This is a genomic window from Bacteroides xylanisolvens (assembly GCF_018289135.1).
GTDB lineage: Bacteria > Bacteroidota > Bacteroidia > Bacteroidales > Bacteroidaceae > Bacteroides > Bacteroides xylanisolvens.
Genome location: NZ_CP072216.1, coordinates 4,517,133 through 4,537,325, shown reverse-complemented (window position 1 = coordinate 4,537,325; position 20,193 = coordinate 4,517,133). Strand labels below are relative to the sequence as shown.

The 20,193-nt window shown below is 40.8% G+C and carries 12 protein-coding genes; 7 read left to right on the top strand and 5 right to left on the bottom strand.

Annotation, left to right across the window (positions count from 1 at the left end; all coding sequences use genetic code 11):
• Positions 1-615: 615 nt before the first annotated feature.
• A complete protein-coding gene (locus INE92_RS18970) occupies positions 616-3,186 on the top strand; it encodes a family 78 glycoside hydrolase catalytic domain (RefSeq protein WP_195436335.1) in 2,571 nt (856 codons plus the stop codon).
• 114 nt (positions 3,187-3,300) lie between these two features.
• Here the strand turns inward: INE92_RS18970 and INE92_RS18965 are convergent, their stop codons facing one another.
• Positions 3,301-4,218, bottom strand: a complete 918-nt coding sequence (locus INE92_RS18965) for a HEPN domain-containing protein (protein WP_008775344.1) — start codon at positions 4,216-4,218, stop codon at positions 3,301-3,303.
• A gap of 16 nt (positions 4,219-4,234) precedes the next feature.
• Positions 4,235-5,986: an AAA family ATPase gene (locus INE92_RS18960; RefSeq protein ID WP_118219869.1), complete on the bottom strand. Its 1,752-nt coding sequence runs from the start codon at positions 5,984-5,986 to the stop codon at positions 4,235-4,237.
• Between the two features lie 130 nt (positions 5,987-6,116).
• On the opposite strand from INE92_RS18960, the gene INE92_RS18955 reads away from it, so the two are divergent.
• Positions 6,117-6,992: a DMT family transporter gene (locus tag INE92_RS18955; RefSeq protein ID WP_195436334.1), complete on the top strand. Its 876-nt coding sequence runs from the start codon at positions 6,117-6,119 to the stop codon at positions 6,990-6,992.
• 36 nt (positions 6,993-7,028) lie between these two features.
• Positions 7,029-7,451 carry a hypothetical protein gene (locus INE92_RS18950; RefSeq protein ID WP_195436333.1) on the top strand — a complete coding sequence of 141 codons (423 nt, stop codon included), beginning with the start codon at positions 7,029-7,031 and terminating at the stop codon, positions 7,449-7,451.
• 186 nt (positions 7,452-7,637) lie between these two features.
• Here the strand turns inward: INE92_RS18950 and INE92_RS18945 are convergent, their stop codons facing one another.
• Genes INE92_RS18945 through INE92_RS18935 form a run of 3 tightly spaced genes read right to left on the bottom strand, consistent with a single transcriptional unit; the run spans position 7,638 to position 11,826 of the window.
• Positions 7,638-8,774 carry an alkaline phosphatase gene (locus tag INE92_RS18945; protein WP_195436332.1) on the bottom strand — a complete coding sequence of 379 codons (1,137 nt, stop codon included), beginning with the start codon at positions 8,772-8,774 and terminating at the stop codon, positions 7,638-7,640.
• 13 nt (positions 8,775-8,787) lie between these two features.
• Positions 8,788-9,561: a metallophosphoesterase family protein gene (locus INE92_RS18940; protein ID WP_004314167.1), complete on the bottom strand. Its 774-nt coding sequence runs from the start codon at positions 9,559-9,561 to the stop codon at positions 8,788-8,790.
• Between the two features lie 6 nt (positions 9,562-9,567).
• Entirely contained in the window at positions 9,568-11,826 is a 2,259-nt protein-coding gene (locus tag INE92_RS18935; protein ID WP_195436331.1) for a GH92 family glycosyl hydrolase, read from the bottom strand.
• A gap of 231 nt (positions 11,827-12,057) precedes the next feature.
• Here INE92_RS18935 and INE92_RS18930 point away from each other — a divergent pair, with 231 nt between their 5' ends.
• The 4 genes from INE92_RS18930 (at position 12,058) to INE92_RS18915 (ending at position 20,144) form a co-directional block, all read left to right on the top strand.
• Positions 12,058-15,249, top strand: a complete 3,192-nt coding sequence (locus tag INE92_RS18930; protein WP_195436330.1) for a SusC/RagA family TonB-linked outer membrane protein — start codon at positions 12,058-12,060, stop codon at positions 15,247-15,249.
• A gap of 12 nt (positions 15,250-15,261) precedes the next feature.
• Entirely contained in the window at positions 15,262-16,944 is a 1,683-nt protein-coding gene (locus INE92_RS18925) for a SusD/RagB family nutrient-binding outer membrane lipoprotein (RefSeq protein ID WP_195436329.1), read from the top strand.
• Positions 16,945-16,956: 12 nt separating this feature from the next.
• Positions 16,957-18,051, top strand: coding sequence for a glycoside hydrolase family 99-like domain-containing protein (locus INE92_RS18920; protein ID WP_195436328.1), 1,095 nt, complete (start codon positions 16,957-16,959; stop codon positions 18,049-18,051).
• A gap of 68 nt (positions 18,052-18,119) precedes the next feature.
• A complete protein-coding gene (locus INE92_RS18915) occupies positions 18,120-20,144 on the top strand; it encodes a metallophosphoesterase (protein WP_195436327.1) in 2,025 nt (674 codons plus the stop codon).
• The last annotated feature ends 49 nt before the right edge of the window (positions 20,145-20,193 follow it).

Sequence of the window (20,193 nt, the reverse complement as noted above, 5' to 3'; positions counted from 1 at the left end):
ATTTGAGGTCAATAATGATAAAGAAATAACAATGAAATATATAAATTTTATTACATAAAGTTCAATAGGTTAATATGCGAATTGCATAACGAGGATAACGAATGGGCAAGAAACTGTGAAGGTTCTTGCCCATTTTTGTTGCAATAATTCTATTTTAGGTATTGAAAGTGTCAAAAAAGAGTTTATAATAAACTTGGATACCGTTTATAATAAACCTCTTTGTTATTTATTAAAAACTTGAATAGAGTTTATTCGATTTCGAGGCTTTCGTGTAAAGAAGAAAGAATGATTGCAATGAATAACCGGCATCTTCTTTTCTTCTTTAATAAATAATTTCTACAATATACTGAATGAGTGTATTGATTATATTATTTTACAATATGTCATTGTTTTGCCCGATAATCGATCATTCAACGTAAAAAGCTCCTGCTGTCTGTTCAATCAGTTCGGACTTATGAGTCAGTTCTCCGGATTGAATAGAAACCATCATTGAGTCAAAAAAAATGCAGAAATCGTCTGTCATATCATATAATTCTGTAATTTTGTTGTGCAAGCCCTGTAAAACTAAAACTGCATTTCCAAGTTAATCTTTTAATACTAAAAATACATATAAGTATGAAAATGAATCTTCATTGTTTTGCGAATCTTATCCCGATAATGATTCTCGCGCTTTTCTCGAATAGCGGACTGATAAACGCAACCGAAGTCGGAAAACGTACTGACGCATTGGAAGCATCAGCCTGGAACGAATCCAAATGGATTTCCGCAGTAGACGCTCCTGTAGTGAAAGGACATAATGACGGTCGCGCAGCCGATGGCGCGAGTTGGTTCGTGTCCACCGTGAAAAACGAACAGAAAATTGTCTCTGCCAAGTGGATGACCGCTGGACTGGGAGTTTATGAGTTGTATGTGAATGGGAAACCCGTAGGCGAGGAATTTCTGAAACCGGGCTTCACACACTATGCCAAGACCAAACGTTCTTTCACCTATGATATTACAGACATCATCCGTACCAAGCCAAACGCCGAGAATATGCTCTCCGTACAGGTGACGCCGGGATGGTGGGCTGACAAAATCATAACCCCTGGAGGATATGACGGCATGATAGGCAAGAAATGTGCCTTCCGTGGTGTACTGGAACTGACTTTTTCTGACGGAAGCAAAAAGCGTTACGGTACTGATCTTAAAAATTGGAAAGCCGGAATTGCCGGCCCAGTGAAACATGCTGGTATCTTTGACGGAGAAGAGTATGATGCACGCGAGTCGATGGGCTACGAATGCGTGGAGAAACTCTCCACGCCCGAAGAGAACACCGAATTCTCTGGCGATATCCTGCCTTCGGACGGAGCGGAAGTCTATCTGCGTACTGATCTCGCCCTCGCTCCTGTCAAAGCATACGTTTGGAAGAATGTAGAAGGAGCAAAGGAGAATGAGTTCGGTAAGGTAATTATTGCCCGTGAGTTCGCATCGGGTACGGAGATGACCGTAAGTCCGGGAGAGACGTTAGTGGTGGACTTCGGACAAAATTGTGCCGGCGTACCTTCTTTCGTATTCAAAGCTGCCGAGGGAACGGTGCTGACTTGCCTTCCTGCAGAGCTGCTCAATGACGGCAATGGTGCCAAGATTCGTGGGATGGACGGTCCGGAAGGAAGCTGCCATCGCGAAAACCTGCGCATCCCCCACACCGGTATCCGTCTGGATTACACCTTTGCTGGCGGAGATAACTATGTGGCCTATTATCCTCACTGCACCTTCTTTGGTTACCGCTACGTCTCCATAATTGCCACTGGGAATGTTGCCATCAAGTCGTTGAAGTCCATCCCCGTTACTTCCATCGCAAAGGAACTGGAGACCGGCACTATCACCACAGGCAACGACCTTGTGAACAAGCTCATCTCCAATACTTATTGGGGACAGCTATCCAACTACCTGTCCATACCCACCGACTGTCCGCAACGAGACGAGCGTCTGGGCTGGACAGCAGACACACAAGTGTTTGCAGAAACCGGTACGTTCTTTGCTAACACCATGAAGTTTTTCCATAAGTGGATGCGTGACATGCGCGACACCCAGAATAGTTTGGGCGGATTCCCCGGAGTGGCTCCCTTGGCACAATACGGTGATGAGAAAATGCGTTTGGGTTGGGCCGATGCCGGAATCATCGTGCCCTGGACGGTATGGAAGCAATTCGGTGACACGCAAATTATTGAGGAGAGCTGGAACGCCATGGACCTGTTTATGAACCACATCAACGACACCAAGTATAACCACGAGACTCTCTGCGGTGAGAACGGCAACTACCAATGGGCCGACTGGTTGAGCTACGAACCACTGGAAAGTTGTAGCGGACTGGCTTTCTCTCCCCAAGGTCCGCTTCCTGATGCCGTCAGCTATTGGAACTATTTGAGCGCTTCCTACTGGGTGATAGATGCTTTCATGATGCGGGATATGGCTGCCGCCACCGGTCGCGATGCCGCCAAGTACCAGCAAATGGCCGATTCGGCAAAGGCATACATCAAAGAGAACTTCCTCAACGAAGACGGCACCTTCAAAACCGCCATCCTCAACACCATGCAAACTCCTGCCTTGTTTGCCTTGAAGAACCAGCTTGTGGAAGGCGAAGCCAAAGCGAAGATGATAGACCGCCTGCGTGAAAACTTCGCACAGCACGATCTTTGCTTGCAGACCGGATTCTTGGGCACATCCATTCTCATGGCCACCCTCACGGAGAATGGCATGGAAGACATTGCCTATGAACTCCTCTTTCAACGTAAGAACCCAAGCTGGCTGTATTCTGTGGACAATGGAGCCACCACCATCTGGGAACGGTGGAACAGCTATATGATAGACAAAGGAATGGGACCGCGCGGCATGAACAGCTTCAATCATTATGCCTATGGATGCGTATGTGAATGGATTTGGGAAACCGTTGCCGGCATCGCAGCCGATCCTGCCACTCCCGGCTTTAAGCATATCATCATGAAGCCCATTCCAGACAAGCGGTTAGGACACGTGACTGCCGAATACCGTTCCGCCGCCGGACTCATCAAGAGTGCCTGGAAATACGAAGGAGATACCTGGATTTGGGAATTCACCATTCCTAAGGGTGTTACCGCTACCGTAACCCTTCCCGGAGAGATGAAGTCAAAGGAGTATGGAAGTGGAACTTACAAGGTGACCAAATAGTTCTTCATGTAAGAATTTGATAGTAAGGAGATGTATCGAAACTCTCTTTTAACGTGATTACCCTCATTACAGCTATTTGTGATGAGGGTAATTCTTCATTTTTACAATATATGGTTATATCTTGTCTTTCTCTTCTTTTTCTATCATCTCGTCGTAATATGTTATGCGTGCAGCACATTCTCGGATAGTCACTTCGCGCAGTACCTCTGTTCGTGCCAGCATATACTCGTATTCCTCTTTGTTGACGGTGAACAGCCGGTTGTATCGCGCTTCGATATATGCCCTGCATAATTTATCAAATGCTTTATTATCTTCGAAAGTATTGGTAGGAAACACATTAGCAAATCCTCGTGAACAGCTTCTGACCATCGCTCCCAGTACTTTTAATTCATGAGATTTAGGGCGAATTCCGTTATACACAAGCGTAAATGATTTGTAGAAGCGCTCGCAGGCTTGATGTAATAAGAAAGAACCTAATTTATAGTCTCCATCTTCATAGGCTAGTTCGCCATGTCTTAAGAATCCTTCTGCTAAAGGAAAACATTCTTCATATTCTTCCTCTGCATATTGCTTAATCTCCCGATACGGCAACTTTTCAGGTTTGCCAATATGAAACGTACCATTGTCATACAACAGAATTCCGTCTTTTATAATTTCATAAAAGAAATAATGCTTCCTTCTTATAGCTCTATTAATGGTCACTGGAGTTTCTACAATAATATTAGGCGGTGCCGGATGCCGCTTTCCTTCCATTCTTGTATCATATTTAGGAACGATCACCTCGCGCGCATGCCTCTCTGCTTTATTTGCGTCTCTCGTATCACATATCACCAGAATATCCAAATCACTTTGGTAGTAAGTAGTTACTCCACGTTCGTCGTATGTTTCATCCCAGATGACATATTTTCCCCGCGCATAACTTCCATACAAGATAATCATACGCACATTCGTAAGATTCGACAATATCAGCTCTTGCAACACCGCCAACTCTTCTTGCGTGCGTTTGGGCAAACGTTTTATTGATCTTTTCATATTGTTAGCCTATCTGTTAAACCTCTTCACATATCGGCATATCCATTCCTTTGTATACAACCACAATCTTATGAAGCTGTGTAGTGCCGACTGCTCTCTTTACCGTATCAGTGTCAGCATAGCGATTCGCTTGGGCAATAGCTTCCTGTCGCAGTTCTTCCACGCGGCTTTCGGGATCTTTATACTTGGCATACTTTAGTTCCACAATGTAGCTGTGCTTCATGTCTGAATAGATATCCAGTAGCGGACAGAGGAAAATGTCGACATAGCCTGCCTGTGTGTCCTGTTCGGAAATGGGACGGTAGAAACGGTTTTGTGCCGTCATGGCAAGCGTAAAGCCGTGGACAAAAAATTCACCTTTCTGCTTGTCACGCTGGGAGGTGTAGCGTTTCAGGCAGTCAGCAATATAACCGAAATAGGCTTTCCAGTCGCCATCGTAGGCAAGAGCGCTGGCAAGTTCGTTCTTTTCGTAACTACTGAAATTGAGTTCGGCTTCGTTATAGGTACTTAGCAGATAAGTGTAGATTTGTTCGCGGACTACCTGATTAGGAATGGTGAGTTTGGTCTTTCCTTTATACGTGCCACTAATGGTGAGCATACCGAAATAGTAGAGCAGGCTCACAAAGTTGTCGGGGTTGGTAATATTGACGGCAGGAAAACCTTTTTTCAGTTCTCCGGTGACGTAGCCTTCGCTCACCAATGTTTGTATGATGGAAGCATCATGGGCAAACTCTTTGTCCTTCCGGATGAGCATACGTAATTTTTCGTAATCGATACGGATATTGTCTTCTACCATATCCCGGGGGGCTTTGCCTCGTTGAATATAATTCTTGACGAAGTAGAGCACCATATTTGAGTTGTACATGGTGGTTTCGCCATAACATTCTTCCGCAAAGCAGTAGTTGTCATACCAGGGTTTCATTATTTCTATCAATTCGTCCACACTGTGGTTGAATGGACTGGTGGTAGAATAGTAAGTGAGCATTTGGCGCACTTCTTCTTCCGTGAAACCTATCATCTCGTTGAATTCCGGCGTGAGCGAGTAGTTGGTTCCGATGTTGAAACCGCTTGTGAGGTCGTCCATTGTCACGGGGCTTACACCGGTAATGAAACAACGCTCGATACTGGAATAAGTTCCAGCTTTAATTTTATTGAAGAAGGCGCGCAGATAACCTTCGCCATGTGTTTCGTCCGTATAGCGGTGCAGGCTTTCTATATCCGAGAGGATGGCATTGGTGAAATGGTCGTATTCGTCAATAAAAAGGTAAATACGTTGGTTGGTCTTATTACATTCTGTGAATAGGTATTCAAATTGTTCGACAGCTCCTTCTTTTTTGTCGAGTTCTTCCTTGATGCCTTTGGGGAGATAGTCGGCGTAAATATCACAGAAATAGTCGAACATTGTTTGGCAATGCGCATCCAGTCCTTTGCGATAGTTGTGTAGTTCGCCTACTATTCCGGAGAAGTTGAGGTATAGTACCAGATAGCTGTTCCGATCGCGCGTAGGGTGCTTTCCGATGTAAAGGTCGCCAAACAGGGCATCGAACTTATCCTTGGCAAGTATATCATAATAGTGCTGCAACATATTTACTGTGAGGCTTTTGCCGAAACGGCGCGGACGAATAAAGAAGAAAAACTTGTCCGCCTCTTCTATCATGGGTATAAACCGGGTTTTGTCTACATAATAACAGTCGTCGCGGCGGATTACTGCAAAGTTCATCATGCCGTATGGGATACGTTTCCTGTCCGGTGCTATATATTTTTCCATAACTTATACCTTATTTTAGGAACTTTCTTTGAACATAAACAAAGGTACGGGCTTTTTGTTACTTCTCCAAACAAACATTCCATAACTTCTCGCTATCTTTGCACTCTATTAAACAAACATCACCACCATTATGGAATTGAAGCATGGATATTACCATCTGATTGCGATACTTGTAGTTGCTATCTGGGGATTGACTTTCATATCAACCAAAGTATTGATTAATCACGGACTGACCCCACAGGAGATATTCTTCTATCGTTTTCTTATTGCCTATCTGGGCATTTGGGTGATTTCTCCCAAACGTCTGTTTACGAGTAATTGGAAAGACGAACTTTGGTTGATGGCAGGAGGTTTTTTCGGTGGTTCACTCTATTTCTTTACAGAGAATACAGCTTTGGGAATTACGCAAGCATCCAATGTCGCTTTCATCATTTGCACAGCTCCCTTGCTTACTACCATTCTTTCCCTTCTCTTTTATAAGAGTGAAAAAGCCACCAAAGGTTTGATTTATGGTTCCATATTAGCTTTAATCGGGGTGGGACTGGTGGTCTTTAACGGTAGTTTTGTACTCAAATTATCTCCGGTAGGGGATTTGCTCACTTTACTTGCCGCCCTGTCGTGGGCATTTTATAGTTTGGTGATAAAGAAAATGACAGGGCGTTACCCCACAGTATTTATCACCCGCAAAATATTCTTTTATGGAGTATTAACCATACTTCCCGCCTTTTTTCTTCATCCGTTACAACCTGATTTCGATGTACTTTTAAAACCGGTTGTATTATCTAATCTCTTATTTTTGGCCGTCCTGGCATCCTTGGTTTGTTATGTCCTCTGGAATGTGGTATTGAAACAGTTGGGAACCGTTAGAGCCTCCAATTATATCTATCTCAATCCGTTGGTAACTATGGTAGCTTCGGTTATCATTCTCCACGAAAAAATCACGTGGATTACATTATTGGGAGCAGGTTGCATTATTTTTGGAGTCTATCAGGCAGAAAAGAAATAAATAGGTAAAAACACACAAGAAATAACAAATACAAGAATGACAAAAAGAAAAAAGAAGCGCATCAGCGAAAAGATGCGGAGATACAATCTCAGCTTACAGCGTCCCCAAGAGGAATTCCGTCGGCGTGTGATAGAGTGGGAGAGAATGAGGAAAGAAAGGGAACCGGAAGAAAGGAGGAAAGAACGGCGGAGAAAATGGAAGAAATGGCTTGGATTAGCCGATTTTACTGAATATGACGGTCCGTTTCCCATTTTTATATGTGCAGTATTATTTTTAGTGATTTTTTTAAGTGGAATAAGTTTATGTGTTTTAGGATTGTTCAAGGATCCATATAAAATTCAAATAATGCCCATCTTGCAAGGTCTACTTTTAACCATTTGGGGTGCGAGGGCTTTGATCATCTTTTATCCTATTCTAAAAGTAGTCATAATCGCTTTATTTAAAGATAGAAAAAAGTAGGGGTATTCTCAAAATAAAGAAATACGGCAATTGCTTCATTGCGAATTATATGGATTACTTTGATGGGGCAGCTTGTATTATAATTGGGTGTTTATCTGGCAGAAAAGAAATAAGAAAGAATTTTTTCTATATGCAAATAAGAAATTCTTTCTTATTTCAGTTTGAATGACAGATCTGTTTTATATCTTATTTAGCGAGTAATTGGAGAATTTTATTACTAACATCGCTGTTTTCCTGAACACCGCCAAAAAGCTTGGATTGTGGACCGTATGCAAACAGTGGAACCATGATTGGTGTATGTCCTTTAGATACAAACATTGCTTTCATTTTGCCTTCTTTTATGTTTCCGTCACGTAAAGCTAATGCTCCGGTTTCATGATCAGCTGAAATAATCACTAATGTATTTCCATCTTTTTCTGCAAATCTGATAGCAGCTTCTACCGCCTTATCAAAGTCCAATACTTCACGGACAACTGCCGAATAATCATTGCTGTGCGCACTTTTATCTATTCGGGCACCTTCTACCATTAAGAAGAAACCGTTAGTACTCCTGCTCGAAAGATAGTCAATAGCCATTTGGGTGGTAGACGGAAGGAAATCTCCCCGGTTTTCGTTTACAGAAGCTGTTTTGCTTTTTGTGGGTAAGTATCCCAGTTTTTTAGATTTCTTGATGGCTTTGTCATTCGGTTCTTCTATGATGGTAAACTCTTTTTTGATTTCCTTTTGAACGTTTGGTGCTTGTTTTTCAAATAGTTCATAACTACCGGCAGAAAAGAATGTCAGCTTACTGTTAGGAAGATCTGCCCAAATTTCTTTAGACATTCCACGTTCCGGTTGGTGAGCAAAGAAAGCAGCAGGAGTAGCTCCGTCGAGATTGTCAGTGGTTACGATTCCTGAAATGTAGCCATAGCCGGATAACTTCTCCGGTAAGTTGGGAATAACTTGGTTATTTTCATCCATTCCGAGTGCTCCGTTTTTAGTTTTTTTTCCGGTTGAGTAAGCAGTTCCGGAAGCAGCTGAATCTGTTGTAAACTTGTTGGCGGATTGCGTTCTGACGAAACCGCATGTTTTTAAATTAGTGATAGTAAGCTGTCCTTGATTGGCATACATTCCTGAACAGATATGTGCCAGTCCCATGCCGTCTCCTATCATTAAGATGACATTCTTCACCGGTCTGTCGGTAGCATCCATTTCAAATGAAGGGACATACGAACTTTGTGGATTTTCGTTCTTAAAATCTCCTTTGACGATTTCTTGTGCTGATAGATTATAGCAAAAGAATAAGGAGAGAATAAATAAGTGAGTTTTAAATTTTACATTCATGGCTAATATGTTTTTAATTCGAAGTAAGTAATTCGGATATGTTGACTGTATCGTATGGCTTTTCTCCAAATGCGGCATAATATTCTAATTGCATCCTCTTGGCATTATCTTGTCGGAATACATGCCAGCATCTTTCGTTTACCGGAATCACAAGCTCGTGTAACATGACAAACTTGTAAGTTGCTTTCGAACCGGCTAGTGACTTTTCTAATTGTTGTAGCCCTTCCGGATTCCGATCCCATGGATCATAACACACAAATAATACATCATCAAGAGTAGTAGTGTAATTGGCTGATTGTAATGATGGATGTCCTGCCAACCTTGCCATATTGGGTAAGTATACTTTTTCAAAAGCTTCTTTAGCCCCTGGTCCTGTGATATCATGATTACCTTTAGTCATAATGAAAGGTACTTTCAGATTCATTTTGTTGACAGCCTTAAAGGCACTGTTAGCCATCTGTATTGCTTTTTGTGGAGAACCGGCCAATCCTTCTGACAAGTCCCCCATTTGCAGAACGGCTTTTATTGACGGCTGGTGTTTTTGAACTTGCCCGCTGATTATCCGGGAGAATTCCGGCCATGTATTTTTCGTGAATACTGAATATTCTTTGGTAACTTGGCGCAGATCATCCGGTTTGGTGGATAACCATTCCATATCGTGATCTTCCAATAAATCATAGTGTATATCTCCCAACAAGAGAAATGAAACTTCTTTTTCATTTTGCTCTTGGGAGTATGATTGCAGAGAAGTCAAAAGCGATAAAAGGACAAATAATATTTTATTCATATTCTGTTATTTATTCATTTCAAAAGAAGGGGGTACACTGTCTGCCGCCCAATTCTTATTGGGAGTGTTTCCCATTGTAAATTCCAGTTTGCCGCCATTCATCAGTTCTTTATGTTCGAACCAGGATTGGTTCCAATCTTTGCCATTTAATTTGGCTGATTGGATATATTTATTTGTCGGCGAATAGTTGTGCGCAATGACTTCGAATGATTTGCCGGCTCCTGTTTCAATAACTGCTCTTTCGAACATAGGAGTTCCGATGACATAAATAGGCAAACCAGGAGTAATAGGATAGAAACCTAGCATGGAGAAGACTACAAATGCTGACATTCCTCCGCCATCTTCATCGCCCGGGAGTCCCATCAGGTCATTTCTAAACCATTCATCGAGCAATGTCCTTACTCTTTTTTGAGTTCTCCAGGGCTCTCCTATATAGTTGTACAGATAAGGAATGTGCATACTGGGTTCATTAGCCATTGAAAATTGACCTACATTACCCGTATGATCCGGTAATTGTGCATAAAATACATATTTGGCTTCGCCCAATGGGGTGTTATACATCGTTTCAAGATTATTTCTGAATGCTTCTTTCCCTCCCATCAGTTCAATTAAATCAGCAATATTATGGGGAACATCCCATCGGTATATCCAACCGTTATTTTCGCCGTATGCTTCACGAGCACCTAATCCACCGGCAGTGGCATAATCAAAGGGTTCTATGAATTCGCCTTTTGCATTTTTGGGATGGAAGAATTTTGTTTCAGGATTGAAAATATTCCGATAGTTTTTACTCCCTTGTAGAAAGTAGTTATAGTCTTTCTCATACCCAAGTTGTTTGGCTATTTGTGCCAGACACCATTCATCGTAAGACGTACCTAGAGTGACGGCTACTGGTTGGCGTTTTTCAAATGGGTGTACTTCGTCAGCTGTTTCTTGTTCTCCCGGTGCCAATGCCGGTAAATATCCGTTTTCCCAATAGAATTTTGTGATTTCACCTCCCTTTATGCCTGACCACGGGGCTAACGTTTTTTCTGTAATACCAAGTTTGCAGGCTTCGTAAGCAGCTGATAAATCAAAGTTACGGATTCCTTTTATATATGAATCAATAACAGTGGCTACACCGTGATTGGAATTCATTCTACGGCTGTCTCCCGTAACTTCAGGAAATGTAGGCATCCAGTTATGTTCCATTTGCTGTGCCATTCTGATAAAAGACTGAATCATGTCAGCTTCCATTTGTGGTTCGATGATAACACGTAAGGGGTGGACTGCTCTATACGTGTCCCAAATCCAATCGTCAGTGTAAAATGGGACAGAATCTTTGTGGATACTATTGTCGAAAGCACTGTAATAGCGGTTGTCTTCCGAAAGGCAAATCATCCGTTCGTAAGTCCGGTAGAGGGAAGTATAGAATATTGCTTTTGCATTTTCGTCTATTCCTTCCACTTTGATTTTACTTAATGTTTGGTTCCAGATGTTTTTGGCAATGTTCATCTGGTTTTCTACATCATAATCTTTTATTTCCCGCTGTAGATTGGCTTTTGCTTGCTTTTCATCAATGAAGGAAATGCCGTAGCGAACTTTGATTGTTTTTATATCTGTTGAATATAAGAGAGCGATACCCACGTTCTTGCCTTTTATGGCAGTGTGGCTGTGATTTATTTCTTCTTTGCTGACAGTCATCGTTTTTTCCGGCAGTGCGGAAGTCTCCATATAAACATATACTTTGGTTTGATGATCTATGTTCTGATAACCGGAAATGGTATTCTCCGTAGTTTTAAGCTCACCATTGGTGGTACTAAGTATTAAATATGGAGCATCGTTTTTCCGGAAACTTAGTTCATAGATTCCTGCCTGGTGGGAAGGAGCGAATTTAGTGGAAACCTCTTCTTCTTCAAAATAGGAAGAATAGAAATAGGGTTTTATCACTTCATTATCATAACAATAGTAATATACCGGTTGTAATCCGCTCTCTGCTCCCTGATAGAAAGACAGGCTGAATGCAGACTTTCCCCGATGCGAGGTAACAATGACCGGTAAGCCTTTTATTTTATCAGAAGTGTAATCTGCTCTTTCCGGATAGATGCGGAGCATACTATTGGGAAGATGGACAGTTGGGTAAGTAGGAACTAACAAATGACTGATATTCCCCATATAAGGATTTACATAGTCAATCGGAGTTGACACTACCTCTTGCTTGTTGCTGCATCCATTGACGATTAAAATCATTAACAGTACTAACGGAATGAATTTTCTCTTGTACATAAACAGATTTTTTTATTTTTCGATGGTTTTAATTAGATTTGCTGTAAATATAGGATAGTTTGATTAATGAAAACTTAATGTAACCTTAAAATCTATCTTCTACAAATATTTTTTTTGTAAAGTCTCGCCATTAAGAGAATATTAATCTAATATTAATCACCATAAAATATCTTTGGTTCATCTTTAATGCATTAATCAATACTGTATTCTTTAATTTAATAATTAAGTATTATGAAAAACTACTTCCTATTCTTATTCTTTTTAGTAATAAGTGTATCGGGTTATGCGCAAGGAAAGCGTATAACGGGTAAAGTGACAGATGCTGCGGATGGAATGCCTATCATAGGAGCTACGGTGGTAGCTGTTGATCCGGATGGTAAGACGAACGCTAAATCGGTAGGTACAATTACTGATATAAATGGTACGTTTACACTTCATGTGCCTAATGGATGTCAAGAATTGAAATTTTCGTATGTCGGAATGGAGACGAAAACGGCTAAAATTACCGGTTTGACTCATATCAATGTATCTTTGGCCAGCACGGCGAAGGCTCTTGATGAAGTGGTTGTTACCGCTCTCGGAGTGACGCGTGAAGCTAAGAGTCTTAATTATTCACGGCAGAGTGTAAATGCGGAAGCCTTGGCAGAAAATAGTAGTGGCAATCTGATATCTTCTCTTTCCGGTAAGGTGGCGGGGGTTACCATTACTCCTCCGGGAACGAGCAATGGTAGTGCGCGTATTGTCATTCGCGGAACAAGCTCACTGACTGAAAACTCACAGCCCGTATTCGTGATTGATGGTATGATTATTGAAAACGAACCGGGTGATACAAGTGTGACCGTTGATGGTGGTACAGGTTCTACCGACCTTGGTAATCCGGTAGCGGATATCAATCCGGATGATATTGAAAGCATTGAAATCCTGAAAGGACCGAATGCAGCTGCACTTTATGGTTCGCGTGCAGCACAGGGAGTTGTATTGGTAACCACTAAACGTTCGAGCACATTCGAAAAAACAAAAGTATCTTATAGCGGAAATTTTCAATTTGAAAAAGTGAACCAGTTTTTAGATTATCAGAATGGTTGGGGAACGGGAGAGAACTCTTATTTGCTTGACCACAAACTGACGCTTCAACCTAATGGTAACAGATTACAAACAGATTTACCGAATTTCAGTGGTTATAATTCTTCTGCAGGTGCTAAATTGCGTAGCTGGGGAGCGCCTTTGTGGGATCAGGTTATCTATGGACATGACGGTGTACTTACTACTCATTCTTCACATCCGGACAATGTGAAGGATTTCTACGAAACCGCCCATCGGTACACACATACATTGGCTGTGGAAGGTGGTTCGAAAAAGAATAATTATCGCGTATCGTATACGAGAAGTAAGGGTAATAGTGTAGTACACGGTATCAATGAAAGCTTTAAAGATATATTCAATCTCCGGTTGATGAATACGATTACCAAATGGATGACTTTAGATTCTAAAATGACTTACTCACATGAAAAGGTAGACAATCGTCAATATATGAATGGTTCGGATAAGAATCCTATATATGCGTTTGTTACTCTTCCCCGTTCGCTTTCTATTGATGTATTGAAACATTATAAGGATGAAAATGGAAATGAAATGATTCCGATTGGTGAACGTGGTTATAATCCGTATTGGAATATTTATGAAAATACGAACTCTGACACGCGTGACAGAGTGAGCGGATCGATGAATCTGGAAGTAAAATTACTTCCGGGCTTGAAGGCGGTAGGTAAAGCCGGACTGGATGCTTATTGGTGGAAAGGAATGGAGTTCTTTAATCTGGGTGCACGTAGTGATGTGGACGGTGGTATGAAGAACTGGATCAATAACAGTACTTCTACTAACTTTGAAGCTTTATTGATGTATAATAAAACATTTCATAAAATATCAGTCAATGCCATTGCCGGTATTAGCCGATATGAACGCAACTCGGAGAAAAGAACGGAAAGCGTGAATAGCATATTGGTTCCTGATTTCAAGAATATTTCTAACTCGAATGAGTATCCTAGTGCCACTCAACTGCAATCTAAGAAGATAATCCGTTCTGCTTATGGCTCGGTGTCATTAGGTTACAATAGTTATGTTTATTTAGATGTAACGGCCCGCAATGACTGGTCGTCTACTTTACCACTGGATAATTGCTCTTATTTTTATCCTTCTTTTGGTGCTACGTTTATTTTTACCGATGCATTTAAGATCAAATCACCTATCTTGTCGTTCGGTAAGATTCGTGCTTCTTTTGCTTATGCCGGTTCTGACACAGATCCATATCGGATTAATCAGACCTATAAGTTGGGTAGCATTTATAATGGTTCACCTTTGCAAACCATTAGTACAACTTTAAATAATGATCAACTTTTGCCGGAACGTAACCGTTCTTTGGAACTTGGAGCTGATCTCCGCTTTTTCCATAATCGTTTGGGTGTAGATGTAACTTATTATCGTTCTGATGCCTATGACTTGATAACGAAAGTCGCTTTGCCGGTGCCTAGCGGTTATAGTTTTAAATTCTTGAATACAGGTCATGTACGTAATCAAGGATGGGAAGTTGTGTTGTCTGCTACTCCGGTCAAGACCAAATTGTTTGAATGGAATGCAAATATTAACTGGGCGCGTAATCGGTCGAAAGTAATTAAGGTAGTGGACGGAAATCCTAATGTGCAATTATTGAAATCAAGTAATGTCAGTATCATGTTGGAAGAAGGCATGCCTTATGGAGTCATTCGGGGACGTGCTTGGAAACGTGATGACCAGGGACGTAAATTAGTCGATTCTTCAGGTAAAATATTGGTAACGGATAATACGCAATATTTAGGCTGTGCCGAGCCGAAATGGACGGGAAGTTTTGGAAGCAATTTCAGAATCCAGAATTTTACAGTTAGTTTCCTGTTTGATGCACGTATTGGAGGAACTCTTTATTCGGGAACATGGAATAGAGCGACAACAGCCGGTGTGGTTGCCGAATCTGCCGAAGGACGTGAAGGCTATTATTTGAGTAATGTGATCTATGGTGAGAGTAGTGCGAAGGCAACTTCCGGTTATCAATATCCGGATGCTTATTTTGAAGATGGAACGCCTTGTCTCTTGTTTGTCAAACCTAATAACCGCTATGCTAGTTTTGATGAAAGATCTGTATTTGATGCTTCCTACATTAAATTCCGTGAACTTTCTGTTGCCTACAGTCTTCCGAAGTCTATCCTAAAGAAATTACCGATTAGTGGTCTACGACTGGCTGTGGTAGGACGTAATTTGGCTATTCTTCATCAAAACACTCCTAAAGGCATAGATCCGGAGGCTTCTTCTTCATCAGGAAATGCTCAAGGTATAGAATATGGAGGAATGCCGCCCGTATCTTCTGTCGGATTTGATATTAAACTAACCTTCTAAAGATAGAATATTATGAAACAGATTAAAATATTATTAGCCGGTTTTGCTGCAATGGCCATTTCTTTCGTTTCGTGTACGAATGACTTTGAATCTGCCAATGCCAATCCCAATGAACTGAATGAAATTAATCCTGAATATTTGTTCAATACGAGTTCTTATTATACACTGAATGCTTTTTGCGGAAGCATGAAAAAAGTGTTGTTGGCCAACTATAGCCATTATTATGGTGGAGCTACCGGTGGACAGGTACAAAGGTATGGAAATCAAGGTTCAACCAATGATTCATATTGGAAGAATGTATATAATTATGCTATTTTTCCTGTTCACTTTATACAAACGCAAATGGAAAATGACGAGCAATATCACAATCGTGTACTTATTGCTAAAATATGGGAAAACTATCTTTTCTCACAAGCAGTTTCTATTTGGGGAGGTATTCCTAAAAGTCAGGCATTTAATGCCGGCGAGAGAGTGCCTTACGATAAGGAATCGGATATTTATTATGCTATGCTGAATGATTTGAAAGCATGTGCCGACGGGTTGAAGATGGATGGAGATGTTTATAAAGCAGACCCTATTTTTCCTTCAGGACAGAAATCCAGCGACTTATTGAAATGGAAGAAGTTTGCCAATTCACTACGTTTGCGTTTGGCCGTTCGTATTTGTAATGCTGACCGTTCGAAAGCGACTGAAGTGATTGATGAACTTATGGAAAATGAACAGAACTTGATGACAAGTAATGAAGATAATTGTCTGTTGCAATGGGGGGATAACGCAGATACAAGAAATTATTTTTATGATTATCTGGTCATCAACCGTGAAAGTAATTTGGATAAGCTTCACTCTGCCGGCGAATCGATTCTGATGTATATGGCTCCCTATGCTGATCCGCGGTTGGAGAAATTTTTCACTCCTGCCAATGCTGCTTCTATGCCTGATAATTTCCATTGGGCACCTTATTGGGGACAACCGAAAGTTTCTAATTTGCCTTCGGGAGTCAGCTTGTCTCCCAACCCGCACAGTGGAAAGACGGCAGATGATTACTCTCAATTACAGGATAAATTCACGGAGCAGAGTTATGCAGAAGTAATTATGAATTATGCAGAAGTGTGCCTGTTGAAAAGTGAATTGGTTCATAAAGGTTTGGGAAGTGGTTCGCAAACAGCCGAGGCTTATTACAATGCGGGTGTGAACGCTTCGATGGCTCAATATGGCGTAGACGGTGGAAAAGTAAATAATTATCTTCAGACTCCGGGAATTAAATGGAATACATTGACAGATCTCACAGTCACAGAAGAAGGTGAAGATTATTATAAAGATTTTATCGGCATTGTATCTTCTGCTATTACATCTGATGAACCTGATCCTATTTATCGTCAGATTATCATGCAGCAATATATAGCTATGTTTTATCAATCGTTGGATGCGTGGACACTGATTCGCCGTAGCCAAGTATTGGAATTTCCGCCGCATTTCTCGCCGGAAACCGGATATGGCGCTGTGAATGCCGGCACCAAGGATAATCCTTATGCTTATATTCCACAGCGATTGGTATATCCCGATAGCGAGAAAACAAACAATGAATATGAATTGACGAAAGGTATTGCAAATCTCGATGGTGGACAAGATGCAATGTCGACTAAGTTATGGTTTGCATTGCCCACTAAGACTAACCCTTATTTGACGAATAATTAAAAAATGAAGGATATGAAAAAGATAACTATTATATTGCTCGGATTCATCGCTTTGTTAGCTGTATCTTGTGATAAAGACGATCATTTGGCTCCTGATAAGAGCAAATATGTGTATGATATACCACAGACGGATTTACCTGTGGATGCGATAGTCGGTGCTTATTATACCAATATAACTTCCTCTTCCAGCTGGTTAAAGTCCGGTAAGAAAATATATGCCGGTACTCCTTTGTTGGGTGAATATTTGTCTACAACCAGTGGCGTGTTACAGCAACAGCTTGCTTGGGCGGATGAGGCTGCCTTGGACTTTCTGATAGTTACTTGGGATGCTGCTTCAGCAGATAATACATTGATTACCAACTTTAAGTCTGTACGTACGGCAACCAATGCAAAAGTCCGCTTAGTGATCAATTATAACACCAAACATCTGAAAGTATCTAATGACAAACCGCTTCAAGAGGAAGAGAATTTGAATAAGATGATCAATGACTTTACGAATACTTTAGTGCCTTTATTTAATGATGAGGCCTATTATAAAATGAACGGAAGACCGGTTATTCTAATAACTCCGTCTAACCTTTCTTCTTCTGCATTGAAGAGTATTGATTATTCTTTGGTCATCCCGGCATTAAAGAAGGCTGTATCAGAATTGGGGTATGATCTTTATACGATTGGAGAATTTACTACCGGTTGGGTAGCTCCGGTGAATTATGAGGAACATCAGATTGCTTCTTTTGATGGAGTGACAGTGAACGACTGGTCAACGAATATGTATGACCGTTATTATGCCTTTTTCAGTTTTGTTGATTTGAATTGGGCCAATTGGAAGACTACAATATCCAAATGGAATACAGACTTTGTTCCTTGTATCTTTCCTTCTTATAATGACCGTATCAATTCAACTTCAAGTTATAAATATACTTTCGGGCAAGATGGAGAGACTACTGATTATATTAATTTCTGTAATGTAGCTAAACGGAATATCGGAAGTAAAAACATTGTGTTAGTCAATTCATGGAATAATTACCAGAAAGGAACGAATTTGGAACCGACAGAGGAAAACAAATCAGAATTTCTGAAGATAACCAGAAATCAATTTAAGAAGTAATAGTTATTAATAACGGGATACGATGTATCAGGCAGATCGTCGTATCTCGTGATAACAATAAATAATTTATGAGAAAGAAAATAATATCGGTCGTTTGTTTTCTCTTGGCTGTTTTTGTATCTCATGGGATAGCTGCGGATTCTGCTCCCTTTTTCTTTTTGCAATTAAGTGATCCCCAGTTTGGCTTCATGGATAATAATAAGAGTATTTCGGCAGAAACAGAGGCTATGAATAAGGCTGTGACAGCTATTAATCAGTTAAAACCTCCGTTTGTGGTGATAACCGGTGATTTTGTAAATAATTCGAAGAGTAAGGAACAGATTGCTGCTTATAAGTCGATGATTGCTCAAATAGACTCTTCAGTAAAGGTTTATATGATTCCGGGAAATCACGATATAGGTAAGGTCAGCCGGGCTTCTATAGATAATTATAAAAAGAACTACGGAGAAACTCATTTTTCATTCAGGTATGGTGATTGTGCATTTATAGGTATTGATTCAAATATAATAAAAGAAGAGGACAAGGAGAGGGAAGAAGTTCAATTTAAGTGGCTGGAACAGGAATTACAGAAAACGAAGGATGCCAGATTCAAGTTTGTTTTTACCCATTGCTCTGTTTTTCTAAAGCGGATGGATGAACCTGTGAATTATTCGAATTTCTCTTTGCCTATGCGAGAGAAATATGTGCGTTTGTTTCAGAAATATGGAGTAAACGCAATATTTGCAGGGCATTTACATAACAATGCTTATGGAAAGGTGGACGATATGGAAATGATAACGATAGGTCCGGTAGGAAAGGTGCTGGGGACAGGGTATCAAGGGATGAATCTTGTGAAAGTATATCCGGATCGGTTTATCAGTGAATTTATTGCCTTAAATCAATTTCCTAAAGAGGTGCTGATGTCTGATCCGGCGGCAAAAACAACGGAGTCGATGAGTCGTGTCCGTTTCAAATCAATAAAGAATTTAGTGATGGCAGGGTATCAGGGGTGGTTTAATACTCCTGAAGACGGTGCTGGTTTGGGTTGGAAACATTTTGAAAAAGAAAAAGAGTTCAAACTGGGCAAGTGTACCATTGATCTTTGGCCGGATGTTTCTGAATATGAGAAAACCTATGAAACGGCTTTTAAGTTACCTGATGAGACACCAGCAAAGGTTTTTAGTTCGTATGATGCTTCTACTACAGATCTGCATTTTAAATGGATGAAGCAATATGGAATTGACGGGGTATTTATGCAACGTTTTGTTGTTTCTATACGAAATCAGAAAGGGAAGGATAATTATAATAAGATACTGAATAATGCTGTTCTTTCGGCAGAAAAGTATGACCGGGCAATTTGCCTGATGTATGACCTTTCCGGTATGGAAGCCGGTGAAGAAGATATATTGATATGTGACTGGAAAGAGCTGTGTGAGAAGTATAAACTAGTTTCCCGGAACAACAATCATTATGTTTATCATCATGGTAAACCGTTAGTTGCTGTTTGGGGAATAGGGTTTAATGATCGCCGTAAATATGGATATGAGCAGGTAAAGAAAATCATTGATTTCCTGAAGAGTGAAGGTTGTTCCATATTGGTAGGTGTACCTACTCATTGGCGGACATTAACGATAGATGCTGTCTCTGATACGCGATTGCTCGAACTGGTAAAACAGGCGGATATTGTCCATCCATGGTTGGTGGGACGTTTTGATAATAATACGTATGAGCCATATCGTAAGTCGATAGAGGAAGATATAAAGTGGTGTAAAGCGAATGGTAAAGATTATATGCCGGTGTTGTTTCCGGGCTTTAGTTGGCATAACATGAAAAAGGATGCTCCACAAAACATGATTCCGAGATTGGGGGGACGTTTCTTCTGGCAACAGGTGAAAGGTGCTGTAGATGCAGGAGCAGAGAGCCTTTATTTGGCAATGTTTGATGAGATAGATGAGGGGACAGCTTTCTTTAAATGTACAAATACACCTCCGGTGGGTGAAAGTTCTTTTATAACTTATGAAGGAGAAGCACCCGATCATTATCTTTGGCTGGCAGGTGAAGCTGCTAAATATTTGAGAGGAGAACTGCGTTCATCCCGGATGCCGGTTCGATAAGGATGTGGAGTATAATAGCCGGATATATTTCGTTATTGGTGCAGAGTAA

Excerpts from the sequence above, each read along its gene's own strand:
- INE92_RS18970 (WP_195436335.1), top strand. The coding sequence starts at position 616 with ATGAAAATGAATCTTCATTGTTTTGCGAATCTTATCCCGATAATGATT.
- INE92_RS18965 (WP_008775344.1), bottom strand. The coding sequence starts at position 4,218 with ATGAAAAGATCAATAAAACGTTTGCCCAAACGCACGCAAGAAGAGTTG.
- INE92_RS18960 (WP_118219869.1), bottom strand. The coding sequence starts at position 5,986 with ATGGAAAAATATATAGCACCGGACAGGAAACGTATCCCATACGGCATG.
- INE92_RS18955 (WP_195436334.1), top strand. The coding sequence starts at position 6,117 with ATGGAATTGAAGCATGGATATTACCATCTGATTGCGATACTTGTAGTT.
- INE92_RS18950 (WP_195436333.1), top strand. The coding sequence starts at position 7,029 with ATGACAAAAAGAAAAAAGAAGCGCATCAGCGAAAAGATGCGGAGATAC.
- INE92_RS18945 (WP_195436332.1), bottom strand. The coding sequence starts at position 8,774 with ATGAATGTAAAATTTAAAACTCACTTATTTATTCTCTCCTTATTCTTT.
- INE92_RS18940 (WP_004314167.1), bottom strand. The coding sequence starts at position 9,561 with ATGAATAAAATATTATTTGTCCTTTTATCGCTTTTGACTTCTCTGCAA.
- INE92_RS18935 (WP_195436331.1), bottom strand. The coding sequence starts at position 11,826 with ATGTACAAGAGAAAATTCATTCCGTTAGTACTGTTAATGATTTTAATC.
- INE92_RS18930 (WP_195436330.1), top strand. The coding sequence starts at position 12,058 with ATGAAAAACTACTTCCTATTCTTATTCTTTTTAGTAATAAGTGTATCG.
- INE92_RS18925 (WP_195436329.1), top strand. The coding sequence starts at position 15,262 with ATGAAACAGATTAAAATATTATTAGCCGGTTTTGCTGCAATGGCCATT.
- INE92_RS18920 (WP_195436328.1), top strand. The coding sequence starts at position 16,957 with ATGAAAAAGATAACTATTATATTGCTCGGATTCATCGCTTTGTTAGCT.
- INE92_RS18915 (WP_195436327.1), top strand. The coding sequence starts at position 18,120 with ATGAGAAAGAAAATAATATCGGTCGTTTGTTTTCTCTTGGCTGTTTTT.